Origin of the sequence: Roseovarius sp. ZX-A-9, assembly GCF_028369135.1 — a bacterium.
GTDB lineage: Bacteria > Pseudomonadota > Alphaproteobacteria > Rhodobacterales > Rhodobacteraceae > Roseovarius.
On record NZ_JAPWHW010000016.1, the window covers coordinates 106,164 to 125,902 of the forward strand.

At 61.5% G+C, this 19,739-nt stretch carries 17 protein-coding genes and 1 riboswitch; of the genes, 9 read left to right on the plus strand and 8 right to left on the minus strand.

The annotated features are described in order from the left end of the window. The first annotated feature begins 23 nt into the window (after positions 1-23). The 5 genes from O3306_RS15750 to radC all read left to right on the plus strand — a co-directional run bounded on the left by O3306_RS15750 (position 24) and on the right by radC (position 3,425). On the plus strand, positions 24-203 hold the full coding sequence (locus O3306_RS15750) for a DUF1674 domain-containing protein (RefSeq protein ID WP_272009050.1): 180 nt from the start codon (positions 24-26) through the stop codon (positions 201-203). 45 nt (positions 204-248) lie between these two features. Then, a riboswitch (TPP riboswitch) is annotated at positions 249-343 on the plus strand. Positions 344-393: 50 nt separating this feature from the next. Continuing rightward, positions 394-1,182: a hydroxyethylthiazole kinase gene (gene thiM, locus O3306_RS15755; RefSeq protein WP_272009052.1), complete on the plus strand. Its 789-nt coding sequence runs from the start codon at positions 394-396 to the stop codon at positions 1,180-1,182. Further along, the gene (gene thiE / locus O3306_RS15760) at positions 1,179-1,793 is read left to right on the plus strand and encodes a thiamine phosphate synthase (RefSeq protein WP_272009054.1); all 615 of its coding nucleotides are present in this window, start codon (positions 1,179-1,181) and stop codon (positions 1,791-1,793) included. The genes thiM and thiE overlap by 4 nt, the downstream gene beginning before the upstream one ends. Further along, entirely contained in the window at positions 1,790-2,596 is an 807-nt protein-coding gene (gene thiD / locus O3306_RS15765) for a bifunctional hydroxymethylpyrimidine kinase/phosphomethylpyrimidine kinase (protein ID WP_272009089.1), read from the plus strand. The genes thiE and thiD overlap by 4 nt, the downstream gene beginning before the upstream one ends. Positions 2,597-2,663: 67 nt before the next feature. Further along, entirely contained in the window at positions 2,664-3,425 is a 762-nt protein-coding gene (gene radC, locus O3306_RS15770) for a RadC family protein (RefSeq protein ID WP_272009056.1), read from the plus strand. 45 nt (positions 3,426-3,470) lie between these two features. Here the strand turns inward: radC and O3306_RS15775 are convergent, their stop codons facing one another. From O3306_RS15775 to secA, 3 genes are all read right to left on the minus strand, one after another. After that, on the minus strand, positions 3,471-5,030 hold the full coding sequence (locus O3306_RS15775) for a phosphate ABC transporter substrate-binding/OmpA family protein (RefSeq protein WP_272009058.1): 1,560 nt from the start codon (positions 5,028-5,030) through the stop codon (positions 3,471-3,473). Between the two features lie 24 nt (positions 5,031-5,054). Continuing rightward, entirely contained in the window at positions 5,055-6,104 is a 1,050-nt protein-coding gene (locus O3306_RS15780) for a hypothetical protein (RefSeq protein ID WP_272009060.1), read from the minus strand. Between the two features lie 157 nt (positions 6,105-6,261). Further along, positions 6,262-8,970 carry a preprotein translocase subunit SecA gene (secA, locus tag O3306_RS15785; protein ID WP_272009062.1) on the minus strand — a complete coding sequence of 903 codons (2,709 nt, stop codon included), beginning with the start codon at positions 8,968-8,970 and terminating at the stop codon, positions 6,262-6,264. Positions 8,971-9,163: 193 nt separating this feature from the next. On the opposite strand from secA, the gene O3306_RS15790 reads away from it, so the two are divergent. The 3 genes from O3306_RS15790 to mutT are packed head-to-tail and all read left to right on the plus strand — an operon-like array spanning position 9,164 to position 11,710. Beyond that, entirely contained in the window at positions 9,164-10,033 is an 870-nt protein-coding gene (locus O3306_RS15790) for a peptidylprolyl isomerase (protein WP_272009064.1), read from the plus strand. 5 nt (positions 10,034-10,038) lie between these two features. Then, positions 10,039-11,268 (plus strand): bifunctional glutamate N-acetyltransferase/amino-acid acetyltransferase ArgJ, encoded by a 1,230-nt coding sequence (argJ, locus tag O3306_RS15795; protein WP_272009066.1) that lies wholly within the window; start codon positions 10,039-10,041, stop codon positions 11,266-11,268. A gap of 43 nt (positions 11,269-11,311) precedes the next feature. Continuing rightward, positions 11,312-11,710: an 8-oxo-dGTP diphosphatase MutT gene (gene mutT / locus O3306_RS15800; protein WP_272009067.1), complete on the plus strand. Its 399-nt coding sequence runs from the start codon at positions 11,312-11,314 to the stop codon at positions 11,708-11,710. Positions 11,711-12,190: 480 nt separating this feature from the next. Here mutT and infB read toward each other — a convergent pair whose 3' ends face one another. From infB to pip, 5 genes are all read right to left on the minus strand, one after another. Then, positions 12,191-14,689 carry a translation initiation factor IF-2 gene (gene infB, locus O3306_RS15805; RefSeq protein WP_272009068.1) on the minus strand — a complete coding sequence of 833 codons (2,499 nt, stop codon included), beginning with the start codon at positions 14,687-14,689 and terminating at the stop codon, positions 12,191-12,193. Continuing rightward, complete coding sequence (locus O3306_RS15810; protein ID WP_272009069.1) at positions 14,686-15,318, minus strand: RNA-binding protein; 633 nt, start codon at positions 15,316-15,318, stop codon at positions 14,686-14,688. The genes infB and O3306_RS15810 overlap by 4 nt, the downstream gene beginning before the upstream one ends. Positions 15,319-15,340: 22 nt before the next feature. Beyond that, complete coding sequence (gene nusA, locus O3306_RS15815) at positions 15,341-16,960, minus strand: transcription termination factor NusA (RefSeq protein ID WP_272009070.1); 1,620 nt, start codon at positions 16,958-16,960, stop codon at positions 15,341-15,343. Positions 16,961-16,964: 4 nt separating this feature from the next. Further along, complete coding sequence (gene rimP / locus O3306_RS15820; RefSeq protein WP_272009072.1) at positions 16,965-17,540, minus strand: ribosome maturation factor RimP; 576 nt, start codon at positions 17,538-17,540, stop codon at positions 16,965-16,967. Between the two features lie 270 nt (positions 17,541-17,810). Continuing rightward, positions 17,811-18,782, minus strand: a complete 972-nt coding sequence (pip, locus tag O3306_RS15825; RefSeq protein ID WP_272009074.1) for a prolyl aminopeptidase — start codon at positions 18,780-18,782, stop codon at positions 17,811-17,813. A 49-nt stretch (positions 18,783-18,831) separates the two neighbouring features. Between pip and ubiG the strand changes: the two genes are divergently transcribed. Then, complete coding sequence (gene ubiG, locus O3306_RS15830) at positions 18,832-19,584, plus strand: bifunctional 2-polyprenyl-6-hydroxyphenol methylase/3-demethylubiquinol 3-O-methyltransferase UbiG (protein WP_272009076.1); 753 nt, start codon at positions 18,832-18,834, stop codon at positions 19,582-19,584. Positions 19,585-19,739 lie beyond the last annotated feature (155 nt).

Below are 19,739 nucleotides of genomic sequence, written 5' to 3' on the forward strand. Positions count from 1 at the left end.
GTGAGAGCAGCGAAAGGCCCACCATGACCCAGGACAAACCGGATCTGCCACCAGAAGCGCAACGCGCCCTCGCCGAGGCCGACGCCAGACGCAAGGCCGCCGCCGACGCGCCCGACCTGCCGCCAGAGCTGGGCGGCCGCAAGGGACCAGAGCCGGTACGCTTCGGTGATTGGGAGCGTAAAGGCATCGCCGTCGATTTCTGATACCCCCACCGGACCTTGACGCGCGCCCCGCTCTGGCGCACCTATACATCACGACAGGGGCGTCCGCGCATGTGGGCTGAGAAGTACCCTTTGAACCTGACCCGGATCATACCGGCGGAGGAAGTCGTGGGGTGCCTAGCTGCAATTGTCGCAGATGACCCTGCCTCACCTCCGCCCCTTGGAGGCGAAAATGGAAGAAATCGGCACTAACCTGGCTAAAATGCGCGACAACGCGCCGCTCGTGCAGAACATCACCAATTATGTCGCAATGAACATCATGGCCAATGTCATGCTGGCCGCAGGCGCGTCACCCGCGATGGTACACGCCCGCGAAGAGGCAGCCGAATTCGCCGCGATTGCCCAGGCGCTGAGCGTCAATATCGGGACGCTCGACGCCGATTGGGTCTGCGCGATGGAGGAATCGGCAGGCGTAATGACCGCCGCGGGCAAGCCCTGGGTGCTCGATCCTGTCGCTGTGGGGGCCACGTCACTGCGGCGCGATGCCGGCGCGCGGCTTCTGGCGCTACGGCCCACGGTGATTCGCGGCAACGCATCCGAAGTGCTGTCACTGGCCGGGGCCGATGCCACCGGGCGCGGCGTCGATGCATCCGACGGGGTCAATGCTGCCGAGGCAGCGGCGCGGGATCTGGCCGCGCGCACCGGCGGTGTCGTCGCCGTGACCGGCCCGGTTGACTACGTGACCGACGGCACGACCGGCTGGCGCATCGCCAACGGCGCGCCGGTCATGCCGCAGGTAACGGCGCTGGGCTGTTCGCTCACCGGGATCGTGGCCGCGTTTGCGGTGGGTCAACCGGCGCTGCCCGCCACGGTCGCCGCGCTGGCCTATTACGGTCTGGCTGGCGAACAGGCCGCCGCCCAAAGCACCGGGCCGGGCAGCTTTCAGCCTGCCTTCCTCGACGCGCTGGCCGCGATGACGCCAGAGGCCCTGACAGCAGGTGCACGGGTGACACGGGCATGATCTCGGGCATCTATTTCGTGACCGACGCAGCGGCAGAGGCACCGGTTACGGCACAGGCTCTGGCCGCCGCGCGTGCCGGAGTGCGCTGGGTCCAGTTGCGGGACAAACACGCCAGCGATTCAGCAATGATCGCGCTGGCCCGCGATCTGCGCCGCGTGCTGCGGCCCCTTGGGGCCCGGCTTATCGTCAATGACCGGATCGACGTGGCCATCGAGGCCCGCGCCGATGGGCTGCATATCGGCCAAAGCGACGGTGATCCGCGCGCCATCCGCGCCCGGATCGGCCCGCAGATGATCCTCGGGCTGTCGGTCGACAAAACAGACCAAATAGACTCTATCCCCGCCGATTCTGTCGATTATCTGGGTGTCGGCCCGGTACGCGCGACTGCCAGCAAGCCAGATCATGCTCCCCCCATCGGATTCGGCGGGTTGCAACAGACGGCGACGGCCTCAACACTGCCCGTGGTGGCGATTGGCGGGCTGATAGCAGCAGATGCCGCAGCGGTCAGTGCGGCGGGCGCGCACGGCATGGCAGTCGTTTCGGCGATCTCCCGCGCCCCGGACATGGAACATGCGGCCCGCACGCTGGTAAATGAATGGAGCAAGACGTGATTCCCAATATCCTCAGTATCGCTGGTTCGGACCCATCCGGCGGGGCCGGCATTCAGGCAGATATCAAGGCGATCTCGGCCAATGGCGGCTACGCGATGGCGGCAATCACCGGGCTGACCGTGCAGAACACGCGTGGCGTGACGCGGGTCAGCCTGACCGCGCCTGATCTGGTTCGCGACCAGATCGCAGCGATTCGTGCCGACATTCACATCGATGCGGTCAAGATCGGCATGCTGGGCGACGCCGCAATCATCAAGGCGGTGGCCGAGGCGTTGACCGGCGTGACAGCACCCATCGTGCTCGACCCGGTGATGGTGGCCAAAGGCGGTGACCGCCTGCTGGAGGCTGCTGCGATGGCAGCTCTGCGCGACCGACTCTTGCCAATGGCAGCGGTAATCACCCCCAACCTGCCCGAAGCCGCCGACCTCCTGGGCCAGCCAGAGGCAAGGGACCGCGCCGAAATGCAGGCCCAGGCTGCCGCATTGCTTTCTCTTGGGCCAAAGACGGTATTGCTGAAAGGCGGTCACCTGTCGGGCGGGGAGAGCCCCGATTTGTTGCTTCAGGCAGGCGACAGCGCGTGGCTCGAAGGCACGCGAATCGCCTCCGGCAATACCCACGGCACCGGCTGTACCTTGTCCTCGGCGCTGGCGACGCTGATCGCGTCAGGTTTTGACGTTGAAGAGGCCGCACGCCGCGCCAAGACCTATGTCACAGGCGCGATCGCCGGGGCGAATCAGCTGCGCGTCGGCACCGGCCACGGCCCGACGCATCATTTCCACGCATTGTGGCACGCGCCTGACTAGGCCGGGCTAGGCGGCACGGGCAGACAGATTAACCATGCCTTAACCAGCCGTGCGGCATTCTCCCGCTATGGCTCAGTTTTCACATTTTGCCGAAGCCCCCCTGCCGCTCTTCAGCGGTGACGAGGCCGTTGCGGCAGATATTCCGCCCGGTAAGCAACCCTCCTACATCCGCGATCACCGCGCCCGCCTGCGTGACCGGTTCCGCAATGGTGGGGCGCAGGCCATGCCAGATTACGAAATGCTGGAACTGGTCCTGTTTCGCGCCATCCCGCGCCGGGATGTGAAACCCTTGGCGCGGCTCATGCTGGACACTTTCGGTGATTTCAACGGTGCCATTTCCGCACCGCCCGCCTGGCTCGCGAAGGTGCCCGGCGTTGGGGAAGCGGTGATCACCGAGCTCAAGATCGTAGAGGCCGCCAGTCAGCGTCTGGCCCGCGCCCGAGTCATGCAAAGACAGGTGATCTCATCCTGGGATGCGTTGCTGGACTACTGCCACGCCACCATGGCCCATCGCGGGACAGAACAGTTTCGCCTGTTCCTCCTTGATACCAAGAACACCCTGATCGCGGACGAAGAACAAGCCAGCGGAACCGTCGATCATGTCCCGGTCTACCCGCGCGAAGTGGTCAAGCGGGCGCTGGAACTGAATGCCTCGGCGCTGATCCTGGTCCACAACCACCCCTCCGGCGATCCGACACCATCGCAGAGCGACATCGACATGACCCGCCAGATTGCCGACGCGGCACAGGTGATGGGCATCACGCTGCACGACCATCTGATCACCGGAAAATCCTGCGAGTTGAGCTTTCGCAGCGAAGGGTATCTCTGACCGACCGGATACCGACGCAATACCGACGTGATACCGATCAGCGCCTCAGCGGACCCAGATTTCGACCCGCCGATTGGCACGGCGACCCCATTCGCTGTCATCGCAGGCCATCGGCATCGCCTCGCCAAAGGCCTCCAGATCAAGCTGCAGCCGCGATGTATTCAGCGTCTCGGCCCGGCGCAGCACAGCGTCACGCACAGCCGTCGCGCGTCGTAACGCGATCTGCTGATTGATCTCCGCCGACCCCTCGCCATCGCTGAACCCGACAAAGACCAGCCGCCGCCCGTCGTAATATCCGCTCTCCAACGCTCGCGCCAATTGCGCCACGTTAGAGCGCGACTGCGCATCAAGCCGCACCGACCCAGGCTGAAAGCGGAACGTCGTGCTCAGACGTTTCAGCGGCGCCAGCGTGCGGACCATGCGCTGCAATTCTTCCAACGAGATCTCATCGCCCGCGCGCATCACCGCATTGGCAAACCTGTCACCCTGCGCATCGATCTCGATTTCTTCGGGCAGTTGATCGACAAAGCCCGCACGCCGCACCACCAACTGCGCCGCCGGATCACGGGTAAATGACAGGAATTCACGCACCAGCTTGGGAAAGCGGCGCGCAGGCAGGTAAAGGAACATCGGCGCAGACAACGGATAATCCTCGGTTTTGACCGCCCGACGCGTTGCCCGCATGGAAAATCCGCACGCGCCTTTCAGTGCCAATTCGAACGTCAGTCCCTTTTCCGAACGGCTGCCGACGCCCAACGCAAAGGGATCGCGCGCCACTGCCGCCGCCAGTTCCACCCCGTCCCCGTGCCGGATCGCCCCCGGCAGCAGGCCCGCCGCACGTCCGCCCGTCATCTGGTCTTCGGTCGCCTGCCCCAACCCACTGCGTGGGTCATGCAAGTGCACCGCAATCGGGGCATCGGGCCCGCCCAGCTCTGCCCAGTTGTCAATCTCACCGGTCAATACCTGCGCCAGCTGCGGCGTCGTGATGGTGGTCACGTTGTTCTCGGCTGCCACCAGTGGCACCAGTGCATCAAGCGCCAGAACACGGCTGCGCCGAGCGTCGGTCAGATCTCCCAGGCCGGAATCGCGACCACGCCGGACCTCGTCGGGCCGGGCCTCGCGCAAGGACATCACCACATCGGCCTCGTCGGCCAGCAAGTCGGCGAACGCTTCGTCAGTATTGGTGAGGTGAAAAAAGAACCGCCCCCGCACCGCACCGCTGTCGCGGTCCGTCAGGGTATAGACCGTACGCCGGTCATCCTCGGTGTGGCGCGACGCTTCCAACCCGCTCTTCAACGCAAAGGCCTCTATCAGCGCGGGCATGAGAACCCGGCCAATTGTCGGCGCCCCGGATAACCGCAATTCGGCGACGTAGTCTGACAGGCTGGGACAACCCGGCCCGGCGCACAGCACGCCCGAGCCATCTACCGTCAACTCGCCATAGATAGTGTCGACCCGGTAGAATTCACCGTCAAAGCCCAGCAAATCGCCCGAGATTTCCACCTCGCCATCACGCGACGTCAGCGTGACGTCCTGCGCCAGAGCACAAAGCGCGCCACCAAAAAGAAAAAGTGCGGCGACAATCGCCGCACGCACAAAAGTCATTGATGTACCCTCGGTCGTTGCGAATTAGTTCTGCGCGATCTTCAGGTCATTCAACAGGTTTTTCAACAACAGAAAGTCACCGACGGCGTTACATTCCGGCATTGCGAGGGTCAGTGTCTGGACCTTGAGCCCGCCATCCTGCTGCAACTGGATAGATTGTGCCTCGACATCGCGCCCGCAATTGTCCTGTGTGACCTGCGCCTCGACCTGCAGTTGAACGTCACCAGCGCGAGCGGCGATACTGCTGGGAAAAGTGTAGATTTCGGCCTGATAGGCATGCGGCAGATCGCTTGCACCCAGCCGGGTCAGAAACCCACCCTCACCGCCAACCGCCTGGCTCAAATCATGTGGCGCTTCGGCCCATACATGCCCCGCATCGCCGTAGTCGGCGCCGTATTCCATCGCATGAATCTGCAGGCCGCTGTCACCCTCCCACTGCACCGCGACGCGGTCATAATATTCAAGAGCATCTACCGATGCATTGGCCACCGCGCCCTCGCCGTTCGGAAAGGCCACGATAAAGACCGCCTCAGTGCTGAGCGCGGGTACCACCATTTCGCTGATACCGCTTTCGTCCGTCACTCCGGTAATCATCAGGCCGTTATGATGCAGGGTGAACCGCTCGTTCGGCATGCAAGGAACATCGAGCGCCAGCGCGACCATCGCCCCGGCAGAGGCTTCGGCGGACAGCGCATAGTCACAGCCAAAGACCGGCGCGGGTTCCTCGCTGGGCATGGTCGTGATCGGCTCTACCGCGGCAGAGGCCAGCGTGACGGGCTGCGCGGGCAATGCCGCCGCCTTCAGGATCGCTTCGGGCGCGATCGGCAGTGCCGAGGTCAAGGTGACCGCACTGATATCCAACTCATCGGCAGAGTCCTCCAGGTCAGCGGCGGACATCCCGTCTTGTTTATCCAGCGACGTTCCCGTGTTGCTGGGCGCCTGCGGAATGGAACGTGCTTGGGCGGGGGCCGGATTTCCGTTGGCCTGAATGAAATATCCGAGCGCCAGCGCGGCTGCCAATGTGGCGCATCCGCTTGCGATCAACTTGATCTTGGGCATTGCTATCTTGGGCATGTTCAGGTCTCCCTCACCGAGAATTTCGGTTGCGGAAAGTAATCTAGGGAGACAAAGCGGCAGGCATGTGACCCCGAAACGGAGTCATTTAGGCCAGAATGCGGCATCTTGCGCGAATTTTAGAGACCGCAGAACGGCTGGCGCCCAAGGTCAAACCTTAGGCCAGCCGCCCATGACAATGCTTGAATTTCTTGCCCGATCCACAGGGACAAGCTGCATTTCGACCGGGATTGCCCCAAGTCGACGGATCGTTCTCGTCAAATCCCGGTGCAGCGTCTTGCTTCGCTGGCGAGCTGTCGTCTGAGGTTTGGGCCGCGGCAGATTGAGCCTCCAGCGCCGCTTGTTGCTGCGCCATCTGTTCCATGATCGCCTGACGGTCTTCATCCGTCATAGGGCGCACCTGCGACAATTGCTGCGTCACGGTATGGCGCAGACTGTCCAGCATCGTCTCGAAGAGTTGGAACGCCTCGTTCTTGTATTCGTTAAGAGGATCGCGTTGCGCATACCCACGGAACCCGACAACGCTGCGCAGATGCTCCAACGTCAGCAGATGTTCGCGCCATTTCGTGTCGATGGTCTGCAGCAGGATCTGCTTTTCCACCAGCCGCATGTTGGCAGGGCCGAACTGCGCCGCTTTCTGCGCCATCATCTCGTTCGCGGCTTTCTCGATCCGTTCCGAGATATCCTCGTCGTCGACGCCTTCTTCTTCGGCCCAAGACTGAACCGGCAGATCCATGTTGAGCTGCTCCAGAAGGGCCTCGTGCAGCCCGGTCATATCCCACTGTTCGGCGTAGGATTTGGGCGGCATGTACTGGTCCACCAAGTCGTCAATGACCTCGTTTCGCATATCCTTGACGATTTCGCTGAGGTCCGAAGCCCGCATGATATCAAGCCGCTGCTTGAAGATCACCTTGCGCTGCTCGTTCATCACGTCGTCAAATTTCAGCAATTGCTTACGAATGTCGAAGTTGCGGCCCTCGACCTTGGCTTGGGCGCGTTCCAGCGACTTGTTCACCCAAGGGTGAATGATCGCCTCGTCCTCTTTCATGCCCAATCCTGACAGCACCTTTTCCAACCGTTCAGAGCCGAAAATGCGCATCAGATCGTCATCGAGCGACAGGAAAAACGCCGACATACCCGGGTCGCCCTGGCGGCCCGACCGACCGCGCAACTGGTTGTCGATCCGACGGCTTTCGTGCCGTTCGGTCGCCAAAACAAACAGGCCGCCTGCGTCGATCACCGCCTGTTCGTCGGCGGCGTGCTCGGCTTCGATCCGGGCCCGAATTTCCTCTGGGTCGCCATCGGGATCAGCGGCGATCGCCTCGAGCACCTTCTGCTCGACATTGCCGCCCAGCTTGATGTCAGTACCCCGACCGGCCATGTTGGTCGCGATCGTGACACCACCCAGTTTGCCCGCATCGCCGACGATCTGCGCTTCCTTCTCGTGCTGACGCGCGTTCAGGACGTTATGCGGGATACCCGCCTGCGTCAGAAGCTGGCTAAGGATCTCGGATTTTTCGATGGATGTGGTGCCGACCAGCGTCGGCTGGCCTTTCGCATGGGCTTCCTCGATCGCCTTGATCACCGCCTTGTATTTTTCGGCAGTGGTCCGGTAGACCGCGTCGTCCTTGTCGATCCGCGCAATGGGCCGGTTGGTCGGCACTTCGACCACGCCAAGACCGTAGATTTCGGCAAATTCCTCGGCCTCGGTAGCGGCTGTACCGGTCATGCCGGCCAGCTTGTCATAGAGCCGGAAATAGTTCTGGAAGGTCACCTGCGCCAGCGTCACGTTCTCTGGCTTGATTTCACAGCCTTCCTTGGCCTCGATGGCCTGGTGCAGCCCGTCGCTCAAGCGTCGCCCGGCCATCATCCGGCCAGTGAATTCGTCGACCAGCACCACCTCGTTGTCACGAACCATGTAGTCCTTGTCCTTGGTGAACATCTTGTGCGCACGCAGGCTCTGGTTGACATGGTGCACGATGGTCGTGCTCTCGGGATCATAGAGCGACTGGTCCTCGGGCAGAATGCCACGTTCAACCAGCAGGTTTTCGAGAAACTCGTTGCCTTCGTCGGTAAAGGTCACATTGCGCGCTTTTTCATCCAGCTTGTAATGCGACTCGTCCAGTTCGGGAATCAGCGCATCGATCGCGACATACAGATCGCTGCGGTCCTGCGAAGGGCCCGAGATGATCAATGGCGTGCGCGCCTCGTCAATCAGGATCGAATCGACCTCGTCGACGATGGCATAGTTGTGGCCGCGCTGGCTCATGTCATCGAGATCGGATTTCATGTTGTCGCGCAGATAGTCGAAACCCAGCTCGTTGTTGGTGGCGTAGGTCACATCGCAGGCATAAGCGGCGCGCTTCTCGCCGCTGGGCTGTTCCGGATAGACAACGCCCGTGGTCATGCCCAGGGCAGAGAACACGTTTGACATCCACTCGGCGTCCCGCTTGGCGAGGTAATCGTTCACCGTGACGATATGCACGCCCTTGCCGGTCAGCGCATTGAGATATGCGGGAAATGTGGCGACCAGCGTTTTGCCTTCGCCGGTCTTCATTTCCGAAATATTGCCCTGATGTAGAAAAATCCCGCCCATCAACTGCACGTCAAAGGCCCGCAGCCCAAGCGCACGGCGCGCGCCCTCGCGGCAGTTGGCGAATGCTTCGGGCAGCAGCGCATCCAATGATTCACCAGCCAGCGCCCGTTGACGCAGCTCTGCCGTTTTTTCGATCAGGCCCTCATCGCTGAGCTGTTCGATCTCGGACTCCAGTGCGTTGATCTTCTCGACCAACGGCCGCGTCGCTTTTACCTTGCGATCGTTCGGAGTGCCGAAAACCTTGCGCGCGACAGTTCCTAAACCCAGCATATTCAATCCGTTCCGGTGATTTGACGTCTTGTGAATGGCAATGACTTGCCCCTCTACCATTGCGCGCCTACAACGTGGCACATAGCAGCGGGAATGCCTTGATCCTAAGGCGATGTAAGGTCCTGCTGGCAGAGTGTCAACGTCGCGCACCCACGCGGCCCGAGTGCCTTAGCAAGGCAAAGGAAGCCCCCTCATGTTCAACCGCCTCACTGCGATCTTCGCCGCAACCCTGCTGGCCGCCACACCTCTGACTCTGCCTGCCTGGGCAGATCAAGACACCGAAGGCGCGCCAACGGCCGAAACTGTCGTCGCCACGGTGAACGGGACAGATATCACACTGGGTCACATGATCGTTCTGCGCGCTGGCCTGCCCGAACAGTTCGCGCAACTGCCGGCAGAGGTTCTCTACCGGGGTATTCTGGACCAACTGGTGCAACAGACCCTGCTGCAACAGAAGATGACCGCCGAAGTTTCGCTGGCCGGACGGCTGGCGCTGGAAAACGAAGGCCGCGCCATCGCGGCAAGCGAAGAGATCGCACGCATTACCGGCAACGCGCTGAGTGATGCGGCAATCAAGGACGCCTTTGAGGCGAAATACCTCAACGCCCCGGAAGAGACCGAGTACAAGGCGGCGCATATCCTCGTGGAAACCGAGGAAGAAGCTGCGGCACTGGTCGCCCAGCTGAAGGACGGCGCGGATTTCGCCGAGCTGGCCAAGGAACATTCAACCGGCCCCTCCGGTCCGAGCGGTGGTGAACTGGGTTGGTTCAGCGCCGGCATGATGGTCGAGCCGTTTCAGGACGCCGTGGAAGCCTTGGAAGCAGGCGGCATATCTGATCCTGTGCAGACCCAGTTCGGTTGGCACGTGATCCGCCTGAACGAGACCCGAATCAAGGATCGTCCCGATCTGGAAGAGGTCCGCCCGGAATTGGAAGAAGAGTTGCAACAGGCCGCCATGACCGCCCATCTCGAACAACTTTTGGCCGATGCCGAGATTGATCGCACGGCGGGCGATGCCCTAGATCCTTCCGTCCTGAACCAATTCGACCTGCTGGAAGAGTAACACTGATGGCCAAGATCACATCTGTCTCGCCGCTGGCACCGGCGGCCTTTCCCGAACTTCCCGTGATCAACGGCGTGCGTTTCGCCACTGTCGCGGCCGGGGTGCGCTACGCCGGGCGCACCGATGTCATGCTGGCCGAACTAGCCCCCGGCACGACGGTGGCAGGCGCCTTTACCCGCTCGGCCACCCGCGCGGCGCCGGTGCTCGATTGTCAGGCCAAAATCGGCACGCATAGCGACGCCGGCGCCGCGATTATCGTGAATTCGGGCAACGCCAACGCCTTTACCGGGCGCAATGGGATCGAGGCGACCCACGCGGTAACCTCTGCGGTTGCCGCCACGCTGGGGCTACCGGAATTGCGTGTTTTTTCCTCTTCGACCGGCGTGATCGGTGAACCGCTGCCACACGAACGTATCACCGCCAAACTTGAAGAATTAAAAGCGGCACTTGATCCCGGCGGAATCGCTGCGGCGGCGCAGGCGATCATGACCACGGACACCTTTGCCAAAGGGTCCACGACCGATGTGACAATCAATGGCAAAACGGTCCGCATCGCGGGCATCGCCAAGGGGTCGGGCATGATCGCGCCCGATATGGCGACGATGCTTGTCTATATCTTTACCGACGCCAAGGCCGATCTTTCAGTGCTGCAATCCATGGTTTCGGCCCTGAACGCCAAGACCTTCAATTGCATCACCGTCGACAGCGATACATCCACTTCAGACGCGTTGCTTGTGGCCGCAACGGGCACATCCGGCGTCGAAGTGACCGAGGAATCGGTAGGTTTCATGGAAGGCCTGCGGCGCGTCATGCTCGACCTTGCACACCAAGTAGTCCGCGACGGCGAAGGGGCAACCAAGTTCGTCGAAGTGTTCGTGACCGGCGCATATAGTGACGACGACGCCAATACCCACGCAAAATCGATCGCCAACTCGCCACTGGTCAAAACCGCAATCGCGGGCGAGGACCCCAATTGGGGCCGGGTGGTCATGGCGGTGGGCAAGTCGGGCGCGCGTGCCGACCGCGACGCGCTATCGATCTGGTTCGGGCCACATCTGGTTGCGGACAAGGGATGGGTCAGTCCCGAGTATTCCGAAGAGGCAGCCGCTGCCTACATGAAGAACCAGGATCTGGTTATCCATGTCGATCTCGGCCTCGGTGGTGGTACCGCGCGTGTCTGGACCTGCGATCTGACGCACGGATATATCGAGATCAACGCCGACTATCGGTCGTGATGTTTCTTTGGATACGTTGCGCCAAAGCCATCGGAGCGCATGAATGAAAACCGTGCTCGTCTCTGCCGTCGCCCTGATCGATGTTGATGGTCGCGTCCTGCTGGCCCAGCGTCCCGAAGGCAAATCCATGGCCGGGCTGTGGGAGTTTCCTGGCGGCAAGGTCGAGCCGGGCGAAACGCCCGAGATGGCGCTGGTCCGCGAGCTGCAGGAAGAGCTTGGAATCGACACTTGGGCCAGTTGCCTGGCGCCCCTGACCTTTGCCAGCCACAGCTACGATGATTTTCACCTGTTGATGCCGCTCTTTGCGTGCCGAAAGTGGCAAGGAACGCCGCAAAGCCGGGAAGGTCAGGCTCTGAAATGGGTTCGTGCACACAACCTCAGGGACTATCCCATGCCCGCCGCTGACGTCCCTCTTGTTCCGATTTTGCGCGACTGGCTGTGAATGCCTTGCGCGACATTCCGCGCGTTGGCACCGAAAATACACGTTAAGCGCGAAAAGTGCACTTCCTCTTTCCAGAGATTAAGTTATGATTAACCAAGGGTCTGTTAAACCATAGTATCTGGTGTGTTTGTCTAAAATCTTCAATGTTACGTCCGTATCGGGGGGATATGACATGCTACAAACGATTCGACTGGGTAGTTGCGTTCTGGTTCAAGGCATTTTTGTACGCCTGCTTCCTGATGGGCGCGTGCAGGTTCGCGATGGCGACCGGATTTATTCCGGCCGACCCGTATCAAAGGCCGCCGCCTGAACTGATTTTCCGTATCGCACGACGCGATGAGGGGCAGACCGCTGGTCATGCCCCTTTTTTTATGGCCAATCGCTCCTTCGCCCCGCCGGATGCTCCCAAACGAAAAGGGGGCACAGCCATCGGCCATGCCCCTCGATACTCTCCGCGTCGCTGTGGACGCACGAAACGCTTTAGTCGAGCGAGCGTTCGACCTCTTCGCGTTCAAAGATCTCGATCACGTCATTCGGACGGACATCCTCGTAGTTCTCGAACGCCATGCCGCATTCCTGACCGGACTGCACTTCGGCAACCTCATCCTTGAAGCGCTTGAGCGTCTTCAGCGTACCTTCGTGGATCACCACGTCGTCCCGCAGCAGGCGCACCCCGGCAGAGCGGCGTGCAACGCCCTCGGTCACAAGACAACCAGCAACGCGACCGACGCCCGTGACCTTGAACACTTCCTTGATCTGGGCATAACCGATGAACTTCTCGCGGATCTCCGCACCCAAAAGGCCAGATGCCGCCGCTTTCACATCGTTCACCAGATCGTAGATGATCGAGTAATAGCGAATCTCGACGCCCTTCTGGTTCGCACTCTGCCGCGCAGGCGCGTTGGCCCGCACGTTAAAGCCCAGAACCGGCGCGCCGGATGCTTCTGCCAGACCGATATCGCTCTCGGTGATGGCACCGACACCCGAGTGCAACACGCGCACGCGCACCTCGTCGTTGCCGATCTTTTCCATCGCCTGCGCGATTGCCTCGGCGCTACCTTGCACGTCGGATTTCACCAGGATCGGCATCTCGACGACATTTTCGCTTTCCTTGGCCTGCGCCATCAGCTGATCCAGCGTCACCGCTGCACCTGCCACCGCGCGGCGCTCTTTCGAGGCTTTCTCGCGGTATTCAGCGATTTCGCGCGCCTGCGCCTCGGTCTCGACGACGTTCAGAACATCGCCCGCCTCGGGCGTGCCATTGATGCCCAGCACTTCGACCGGGACCGATGGTCCGGCTTCCTTGATGCGCTCGCCGTGATCGTTGATCAGCGCGCGCACCTTGCCGTACTGTTCGCCCACGACAAAGATATCGCCCTGACGCAGCGTGCCCTTCTGAACCAGAACCGTGGCAACCGGGCCGCGACCCACGTCAAGCTGCGCCTCGATCACTGCACCTTCGGCGGCCCGGTCCGGGTTCGCCTTCAGTTCGAGAATCTCGGCCTGAAGCGCGATCGCCTCCAGCAATTCATCAAGGCCCTGGCCGGTCTTGGCGCTGACTTCGACATCCTGCACGTCACCCGACATCGCTTCGACGACGACTTCGTGTTGCAGCAGATCTGTGCGCACCTTCTGCGGATCCGCAGCGGGTTTGTCGATCTTGTTGATCGCCACGATCATCGGCACCTTGGCCGCCTTGGCGTGATTGATCGCCTCGATGGTCTGCGGCATGACCGCATCATCCGCAGCGACCACCAGAACAACGATATCCGTCACCTGGGCACCACGTGCCCGCATCGACGTAAACGCCGCGTGGCCGGGTGTGTCGAGGAACGACAGGATCGCACCGCTTTCGGTCTTCACCTGATAGGCGCCGATATGCTGGGTGATCCCGCCAGCTTCGCCAGCGACGACCTTGGCATCGCGGATCGCGTCGAGCAGCGACGTCTTGCCGTGGTCCACGTGGCCCATGATGGTGATGACGGGCGGACGCGGTTTCAGATCTTCGGGCTTGTCCTGGATCTGGTCGATCACGTCTTCGACGTCAGAGTCGGACACACGCACGACGCGGTGGCCGAATTCCTCGATGATCAGTTCGGCGGTATCGGCGTCGATCGCCTCGTTCTGCGTGACCATCATGCCGTTGCTCATCAACGCTTTGATCACGTCGCCGACGCGTTCCGCCATACGAATGGCAAGCTCGGACACTACGATAGTTTCGGGCAACTGGACGTCGCGCACGATCTTTTCGCGCTCTTGAGTTCCGCCCATCGCCTTCTGACGCGCGCGCTCTTGCTTGCGCTTCATTGCGGCCATGGATTTCTGACGGCCACCTTCGCCACCCGAAAGCGCCTGGTTCAGCGTCAGCTTGCCGGACCGGCGGCTGTCGCCACCCATGCCCTTGCCCTTGGCGGGACGCTGATCGCGGTCACGGTCATGCTTGCGCGCAGGCGCTGCATCTGGCCGGTTCATCGGCGCGCCACGACCAGTGGGAGCCTCTGACGGAGTCGGCGGGGTCGGTGCGGCGGCGGTCTGCTTGGCGGCCTCGGCTTCGCGCTTGGCGCGTGCCTCTTCTTCGGCCTTGGCTTTCAGCGCCTCTTCGCGCTCGCGCTCTTCGCGTTCCTTGGCCTCTGCCTCTTCGCGGCGGCGCATGCGCTCTTCTTCACGCGATTTCTCTTCGGCTGCGCGTCGGGCGGCCTCTTCGGACTCACGTGCCTTGGCGGCAACGAGAGCCTTCATCCGGCGCTCCAGCTCGGCATCCGAAATGCCTGCGGGACGCCGCGAAGGGTCACTCGCAGGGGCCGGTTTGGGGGATCCTGTCGCACCGGGCGCAGCACCAGGCTTGGGCACCACAACACGTTTGCGCTTGGTTTCCACCACGACGTTCTTGGTCCGGCCATGGCTGAAGCTCTGCTTCACGTTCCCCGCACGGGGACCGCCACGCACACCCAAAGTTTTCTTTCCGTCGTTGTCGCTCATCTGGTCTTCTTTCCTTTCCGATGGCCGCTGCCATCGTCCGAGACGCGCAGGCCTTTCAGCCTTGCCGCCTCCTCTACAACACGTTGCGCCAAACCACCAGCATGCAGTGCCGCATGAATGGTGGTTTGGCGCCCAAAGGCCTGACCCAGCTCATCCGCTGTCAGCCATCCTATGAATGAGCCGCCATACGGCGTGCTCAGCTTTGATTTTCCACGTTCGGATCCGTCGCTGGCCTGAAGCAGCACTTCGGCCTCTTCCTTGGCCAGCCAGTCCTTGACCTTTTCGTAGCCTGCAACGGCATGCCCGCCCTTGCGGCAAAGGCTGATCAGTTCGACCACCCGGCGCGCCAGCATCCCCTCGACCAGCGTCGGCAGGTCCTGCGGTACAGTGACCGCCTGACGGGCCGCACGGGCGAAAAGACCCTTGGTCGCCGCCTTTTCCAGCGCGGCAGGGTCGCACGCGACCCAGATCCCGCGGCCGGGAAGCTTGTGTGCCAAATCAGGCACAATACCACCATCGGGACCGACCACAAAACGCACCAATCCGTACTTCGGTTGCACCTCGCCCGTGGCGATGCATTTCCGCTCTGGACCGTCGTTTCGGTCTTTGGGTTGCCCAGCGCGCCCCATCAGGTTCAATCGAGGCCTGAGATCAGGCCTCGCTCTCCTCGGTAGTGGCGTCTTCTTCGGTTTCGTCCGCCTCGGCCTCCAAATCGGCGGGATCGACCCAGCCCAGCAGGATCCGCGCGGTCATCACCATATCTTGCGCTTCTTCCAGAGACATATCGAACGGCTCCAGAATGCCCTCGTCCTTGGTGCGCTCACCATCCGTAACGGTCCAGCCACCGGCGAGTTCCCAGTCAGCGCAGGTCGCGAAGTCCTCCAGCGTCTTCACACCATCCTTGGCCAGCGCCAGAATCATCTGGGGTGTCAGCCCTTCGAAATCAACCAGACTGTCTTCGACACCCAGACTCCGCGCCTCATCCAGCGCGGCCTTGGCCTGCGCCTCGAGAATGTCGCGCGCCCGTGCCTGAAGCTCGTTGGCGGTGTCTTCGTCGACGCCGTCAATCACCAGCAGCTCGCCTTGCTCGACATAGGCAACTTCTTCGAGGCTGGTAAAGCCTTCGGACACCAGCAACTGCGCAAAGAATTCGTCCAGATCGAGCGTCTCCATGAAGAGCCCGGTACGTTCCTCGAACTCCTTCTGGCGGCGCTCGCTATCCTCGGCCTCTGTCATGATGTCGATATCGAGACCGGTCAGCTGGCTGGCCAGACGCACGTTCTGACCACGGCGGCCAATCGCGAGGCTCAGTTGATCCTCGGGAACGACGACATCGATCTTGCCTGCTTCCTCGTCCAGAACCACCTTGCTGACCTCGGCGGGCTGCAATGCGTTCACCAGGAAGGTCGGCTGGTCTTCGTTCCACGGGATGATGTCGATCTTTTCACCCTGAAGCTCGTTCACCACGGCCTGAACACGGCTGCCGCGCATACCGACGCAGGCGCCAACCGGATCAATCGAGTTGTCATAAGAGATAACAGCGATTTTGGCACGGCTGCCGGGATCACGGGCAACGGCCTTGATCTCGATGATGCCATCATAGATTTCCGGCACTTCCATCTTGAACAGCTCGGCCATGAACTCGGGCGCGGTACGGCTGAGGAAAATCTGCGGGCCGCGGGCCTCGCGGCGCACGTCCTTGATATAGCAGCGGATGCGGTCGTTCGGGCGGTACGCCTCGCGGCCGATCTTCTCATTGCGGCGCAGGATCGCTTCGCCACGGCCCACATCGACGATGACGTTGCCGTATTCTTCGCGCTTGACCTGACCGTTGATGATCGTACCGGCGCGGTCCTTGAATTCTTCGTACTGACGGTCACGCTCGGCTTCGCGAACCTTCTGCAGGATAACCTGCTTGGCGCTCTGCGCGGCAATGCGGCCCATTTCGACGGGCGGCACTTCCTCGACCAGCGTATCGCCGATCTGCGGGTTTTCCATGTACTGTTTGGCCTGCTCCACGGTGAACTCGGCTTGATAGTTTTCCAGCTCATCGTCCGCGACCACGGTGCGCACGCGTGTAAAAGTGGCACGACCCGTCTTGCGGTCGATGTTCACCCGGATGTCCATCTCGGCGCCGTAGCGCGACTTGGCCGCCCGGGCGAGGCTTTCTTCCATTGCCTCGACCACCAGAACGGGATCAATCATCTTTTCACGGGCCACGGCCTCGGCAGTTTGCAGCAGCTCCAGCTGGTTTGCGGAAGTAATTGCCATGGTCTCAGTCCTCCTCGGAACCGGTTTCGGTCTCTATTTCGTCGTAATCATCTTCGTTGATCGTGCCCGCCGCCTTGCGCTGGCGCAGCATTTCCTTGATCAACTCATCGGTCAGGACCAGCTTGGCGTCAGCCAGCCAGTCAAATTCCAGCCCGATGGTGCCTTCCTCGACATTGATCAACACCTCGGTGCCCTCGACGCCCGCCAAGATCCCCTTGAACCGCTTGCGGCCGTCGATCATCTCGTTGGTTTCGATCTTGGCTTCGTAGCCTTCAAACATCTCGAAATGCTTGAGCATCGTCAGGGGCCGGTCGATGCCCGGGCTGCTGACCTCCAGCGTATAAGGGTCGGTCAGCGGGTCCTCGACATCCAGCGTGGCGCTGACAGCGGTCGAAATCCGCGCGCAATCATCAACCTCGATACCACCCTCGGGCCGTTCCGCCATGATCTGGAGCGTATGGTATTTGCTGCCCATCAGACGCACGCGCACCAGATCGAACCCCATGTCCGCCAGGACGGGGGTGATGATCTCGGCCATGCGGCGGTCAATCGCCGCCTTTGCAATCAAATCGTTGGTCATGAGTTTCCGGCAGTCTTCCAAGCACAAAAAAACGGGCTCGCGGCCCGTCAAGATATCCGGTGGAGCCTTTCGGAGTGGACCCGATAAGCGCCGCTGTTGAAGGGGATATACGCGGGCGATGCTGAGTCTGCAAGGGGTATCCGTGGCAAAAGGCCCAACAGTCGGAACTTGGGCCGCCTCGCGGCATTCAGTTCAGCCCTGTTCAGGCATCCCTACAGCCCGCAGCGCGAGCGCCTCCACCAGTGAATGCTGCGCCAGCATCACCCAGAATTACCCTGTGACCATCCCGTCCATTACCCGCACCAACTCGGCGCTGATCCCCGGCTCTGACAGGGCATGTCCGGCGAGCGGGATCATCTTCAGCGTGGCATTGGGCCAGGCAAGTGCCAGCGCATGCGCCGTCTCCGGCGGGCAGATCATGTCGTAGCGCCCCTGCACGATCGTGCCCGGAACATCGGCCAGACGGTGCATGTTGGCCAAAATCCAGCCGTCATGCTCCAGAAAGCCACTATTGATGAAATAGTGATTCTCCAGCCGCGCGAAGGCCCGCGCATATTCTGCCGGGCTGTCACTGCCCTGCCCCGAGGAATGCACCGAAGCCAGCGCATTTTCCCAAGCCGACCATGCCTTTGCATGGGTTGTTTCGACACGCGCATCACCGGAAAACAGCCGTTGGTGATAGGCCTTGATCAGATCGCCGTGCTCATCCTCCGGGATCAGCCCGGCAAAACGCGCCCATGTATCGGGCCAGAACCGTCCCGCGCCGCCGCCATAGAACCAGTCCAGCTCGCGCTGCGTCATGGTGAAAACTCCGCGCAGCACCAGATTCGCGCAGGTTTCGGGGTGGGTGATGCCGTAAATCAGTGCCAGCGTCGCACCCCAGCTGCCACCGAACACGATCCAGCGGTCGATGCCCAGATCGATGCGGATACGCTCGATATCCGCAACCAGATGCCAGGTGGTGTTCGCCTCGACACTGGCATGCGGTCGCGACCGTCCACACCCGCGCTGGTCAAACAGGATCACCCGGTAACGCTCGGGATCGAAATAGCGCCGCATCGCCGGGCTGCACCCGCCCCCCGGCCCGCCATGCAGCACCACAACCGGCTCGCCATCCGGGCGTCCCGATTGCTCTACATAGATCTGGTGGCCATCGCCCACATCCAGCATACGCCGGTCAAACGGTTCGATCGGCGGGTAGAGATATTGCAGTGCGCTTTTTTGGCCCGAGATTTTATCCATGATCATCCTATATAAGGCAGCAGGGACAATTGAGCACATGGAGACCAGAATGCAAGCCGCGCCATCCACGATTGACGAGGGCGAAGTTGCCAAGTTCGAAGCGATGGCCGCCGAATGGTGGGATCCGAACGGCAAGTTCAAGCCGCTGCATATGCTTAATCCGTGCCGTTTGGACTACATCACATCCCAGATCGCGGCAGAATTCGACCGCGACCTGAAGACAGACAAACCCTTTGCAGGACTGCGCATTCTTGACATCGGCTGCGGCGGCGGGCTGCTGGCCGAACCGATGGCGCGTCTTGGCGCTGATGTGGTGGGCGCGGACGCAGCAGAGGGCAATATTCCGGTGGCGCAGGTGCACGCTGAACAATCCGGGCTCGATATCGATTATCGCCACACCACGGCCGAGGCGCTGGCCGAAGCAGGTGAGGCGTTCGATGCAGTGCTGAACATGGAAGTGATCGAACATGTCGCTTCGCCGCCCCAATACCTGACTGCCTGCCGCCAGTTGCTGAAGCCCGGCGGACTGCACCTCTGCTCAACCCTCAACCGAAATGCCAAGAGCTATGTCGTGGCCATCATCGGTGCCGAACATGTGATGCGCTGGTTGCCCCGGGGCACGCATGACTGGTCGAAATTCATCACGCCTGACGAGTTGTTTGAACTGTTGCGCGAGGCCGGTCTTGATCCGGTGGACCGCAAGGGGTTCGTGTTCAACCCGATCACATGGAGCTGGTCATTGTCGGAGCGCGACCTGAGCGTGAATTATGTCACGGCGAGTGTGAAGCGTCAGGACTCGTGAAGCCGACGATTCGGCATCGGCAGATCCGGGCGGCATTGCCAACTTATTTGCACCCGCCCGAATGCGGCCTGACCCAAGCCCGTCAGGCCGTCATTTCAAGCGCGTAGATTTGCCAAAGATCGAAGGCATCAGTTCTGGCGTGGCGGTATGAGGTG

Bases quoted from the DNA above. Each gene is read 5' to 3' on its own strand.
- O3306_RS15750 (WP_272009050.1), top strand. From the start codon at position 24: ATGACCCAGGACAAACCGGATCTGCCACCAGAAGCGCAACGCGCCCTC.
- thiM (WP_272009052.1), top strand. From the start codon at position 394: ATGGAAGAAATCGGCACTAACCTGGCTAAAATGCGCGACAACGCGCCG.
- thiE (WP_272009054.1), top strand. From the start codon at position 1,179: ATGATCTCGGGCATCTATTTCGTGACCGACGCAGCGGCAGAGGCACCG.
- radC (WP_272009056.1), top strand. From the start codon at position 2,664: ATGGCTCAGTTTTCACATTTTGCCGAAGCCCCCCTGCCGCTCTTCAGC.
- O3306_RS15775 (WP_272009058.1), bottom strand. From the start codon at position 5,030: ATGACTTTTGTGCGTGCGGCGATTGTCGCCGCACTTTTTCTTTTTGGT.
- O3306_RS15780 (WP_272009060.1), bottom strand. From the start codon at position 6,104: ATGCCCAAGATAGCAATGCCCAAGATCAAGTTGATCGCAAGCGGATGC.
- secA (WP_272009062.1), bottom strand. From the start codon at position 8,970: ATGCTGGGTTTAGGAACTGTCGCGCGCAAGGTTTTCGGCACTCCGAAC.
- O3306_RS15790 (WP_272009064.1), top strand. From the start codon at position 9,164: ATGTTCAACCGCCTCACTGCGATCTTCGCCGCAACCCTGCTGGCCGCC.
- argJ (WP_272009066.1), top strand. From the start codon at position 10,039: ATGGCCAAGATCACATCTGTCTCGCCGCTGGCACCGGCGGCCTTTCCC.
- mutT (WP_272009067.1), top strand. From the start codon at position 11,312: ATGAAAACCGTGCTCGTCTCTGCCGTCGCCCTGATCGATGTTGATGGT.
- infB (WP_272009068.1), bottom strand. From the start codon at position 14,689: ATGAGCGACAACGACGGAAAGAAAACTTTGGGTGTGCGTGGCGGTCCC.
- O3306_RS15810 (WP_272009069.1), bottom strand. From the start codon at position 15,318: ATGGGGCGCGCTGGGCAACCCAAAGACCGAAACGACGGTCCAGAGCGG.
- nusA (WP_272009070.1), bottom strand. From the start codon at position 16,960: ATGGCAATTACTTCCGCAAACCAGCTGGAGCTGCTGCAAACTGCCGAG.
- rimP (WP_272009072.1), bottom strand. From the start codon at position 17,540: ATGACCAACGATTTGATTGCAAAGGCGGCGATTGACCGCCGCATGGCC.
- pip (WP_272009074.1), bottom strand. From the start codon at position 18,782: ATGGATAAAATCTCGGGCCAAAAAAGCGCACTGCAATATCTCTACCCG.
- ubiG (WP_272009076.1), top strand. From the start codon at position 18,832: ATGCAAGCCGCGCCATCCACGATTGACGAGGGCGAAGTTGCCAAGTTC.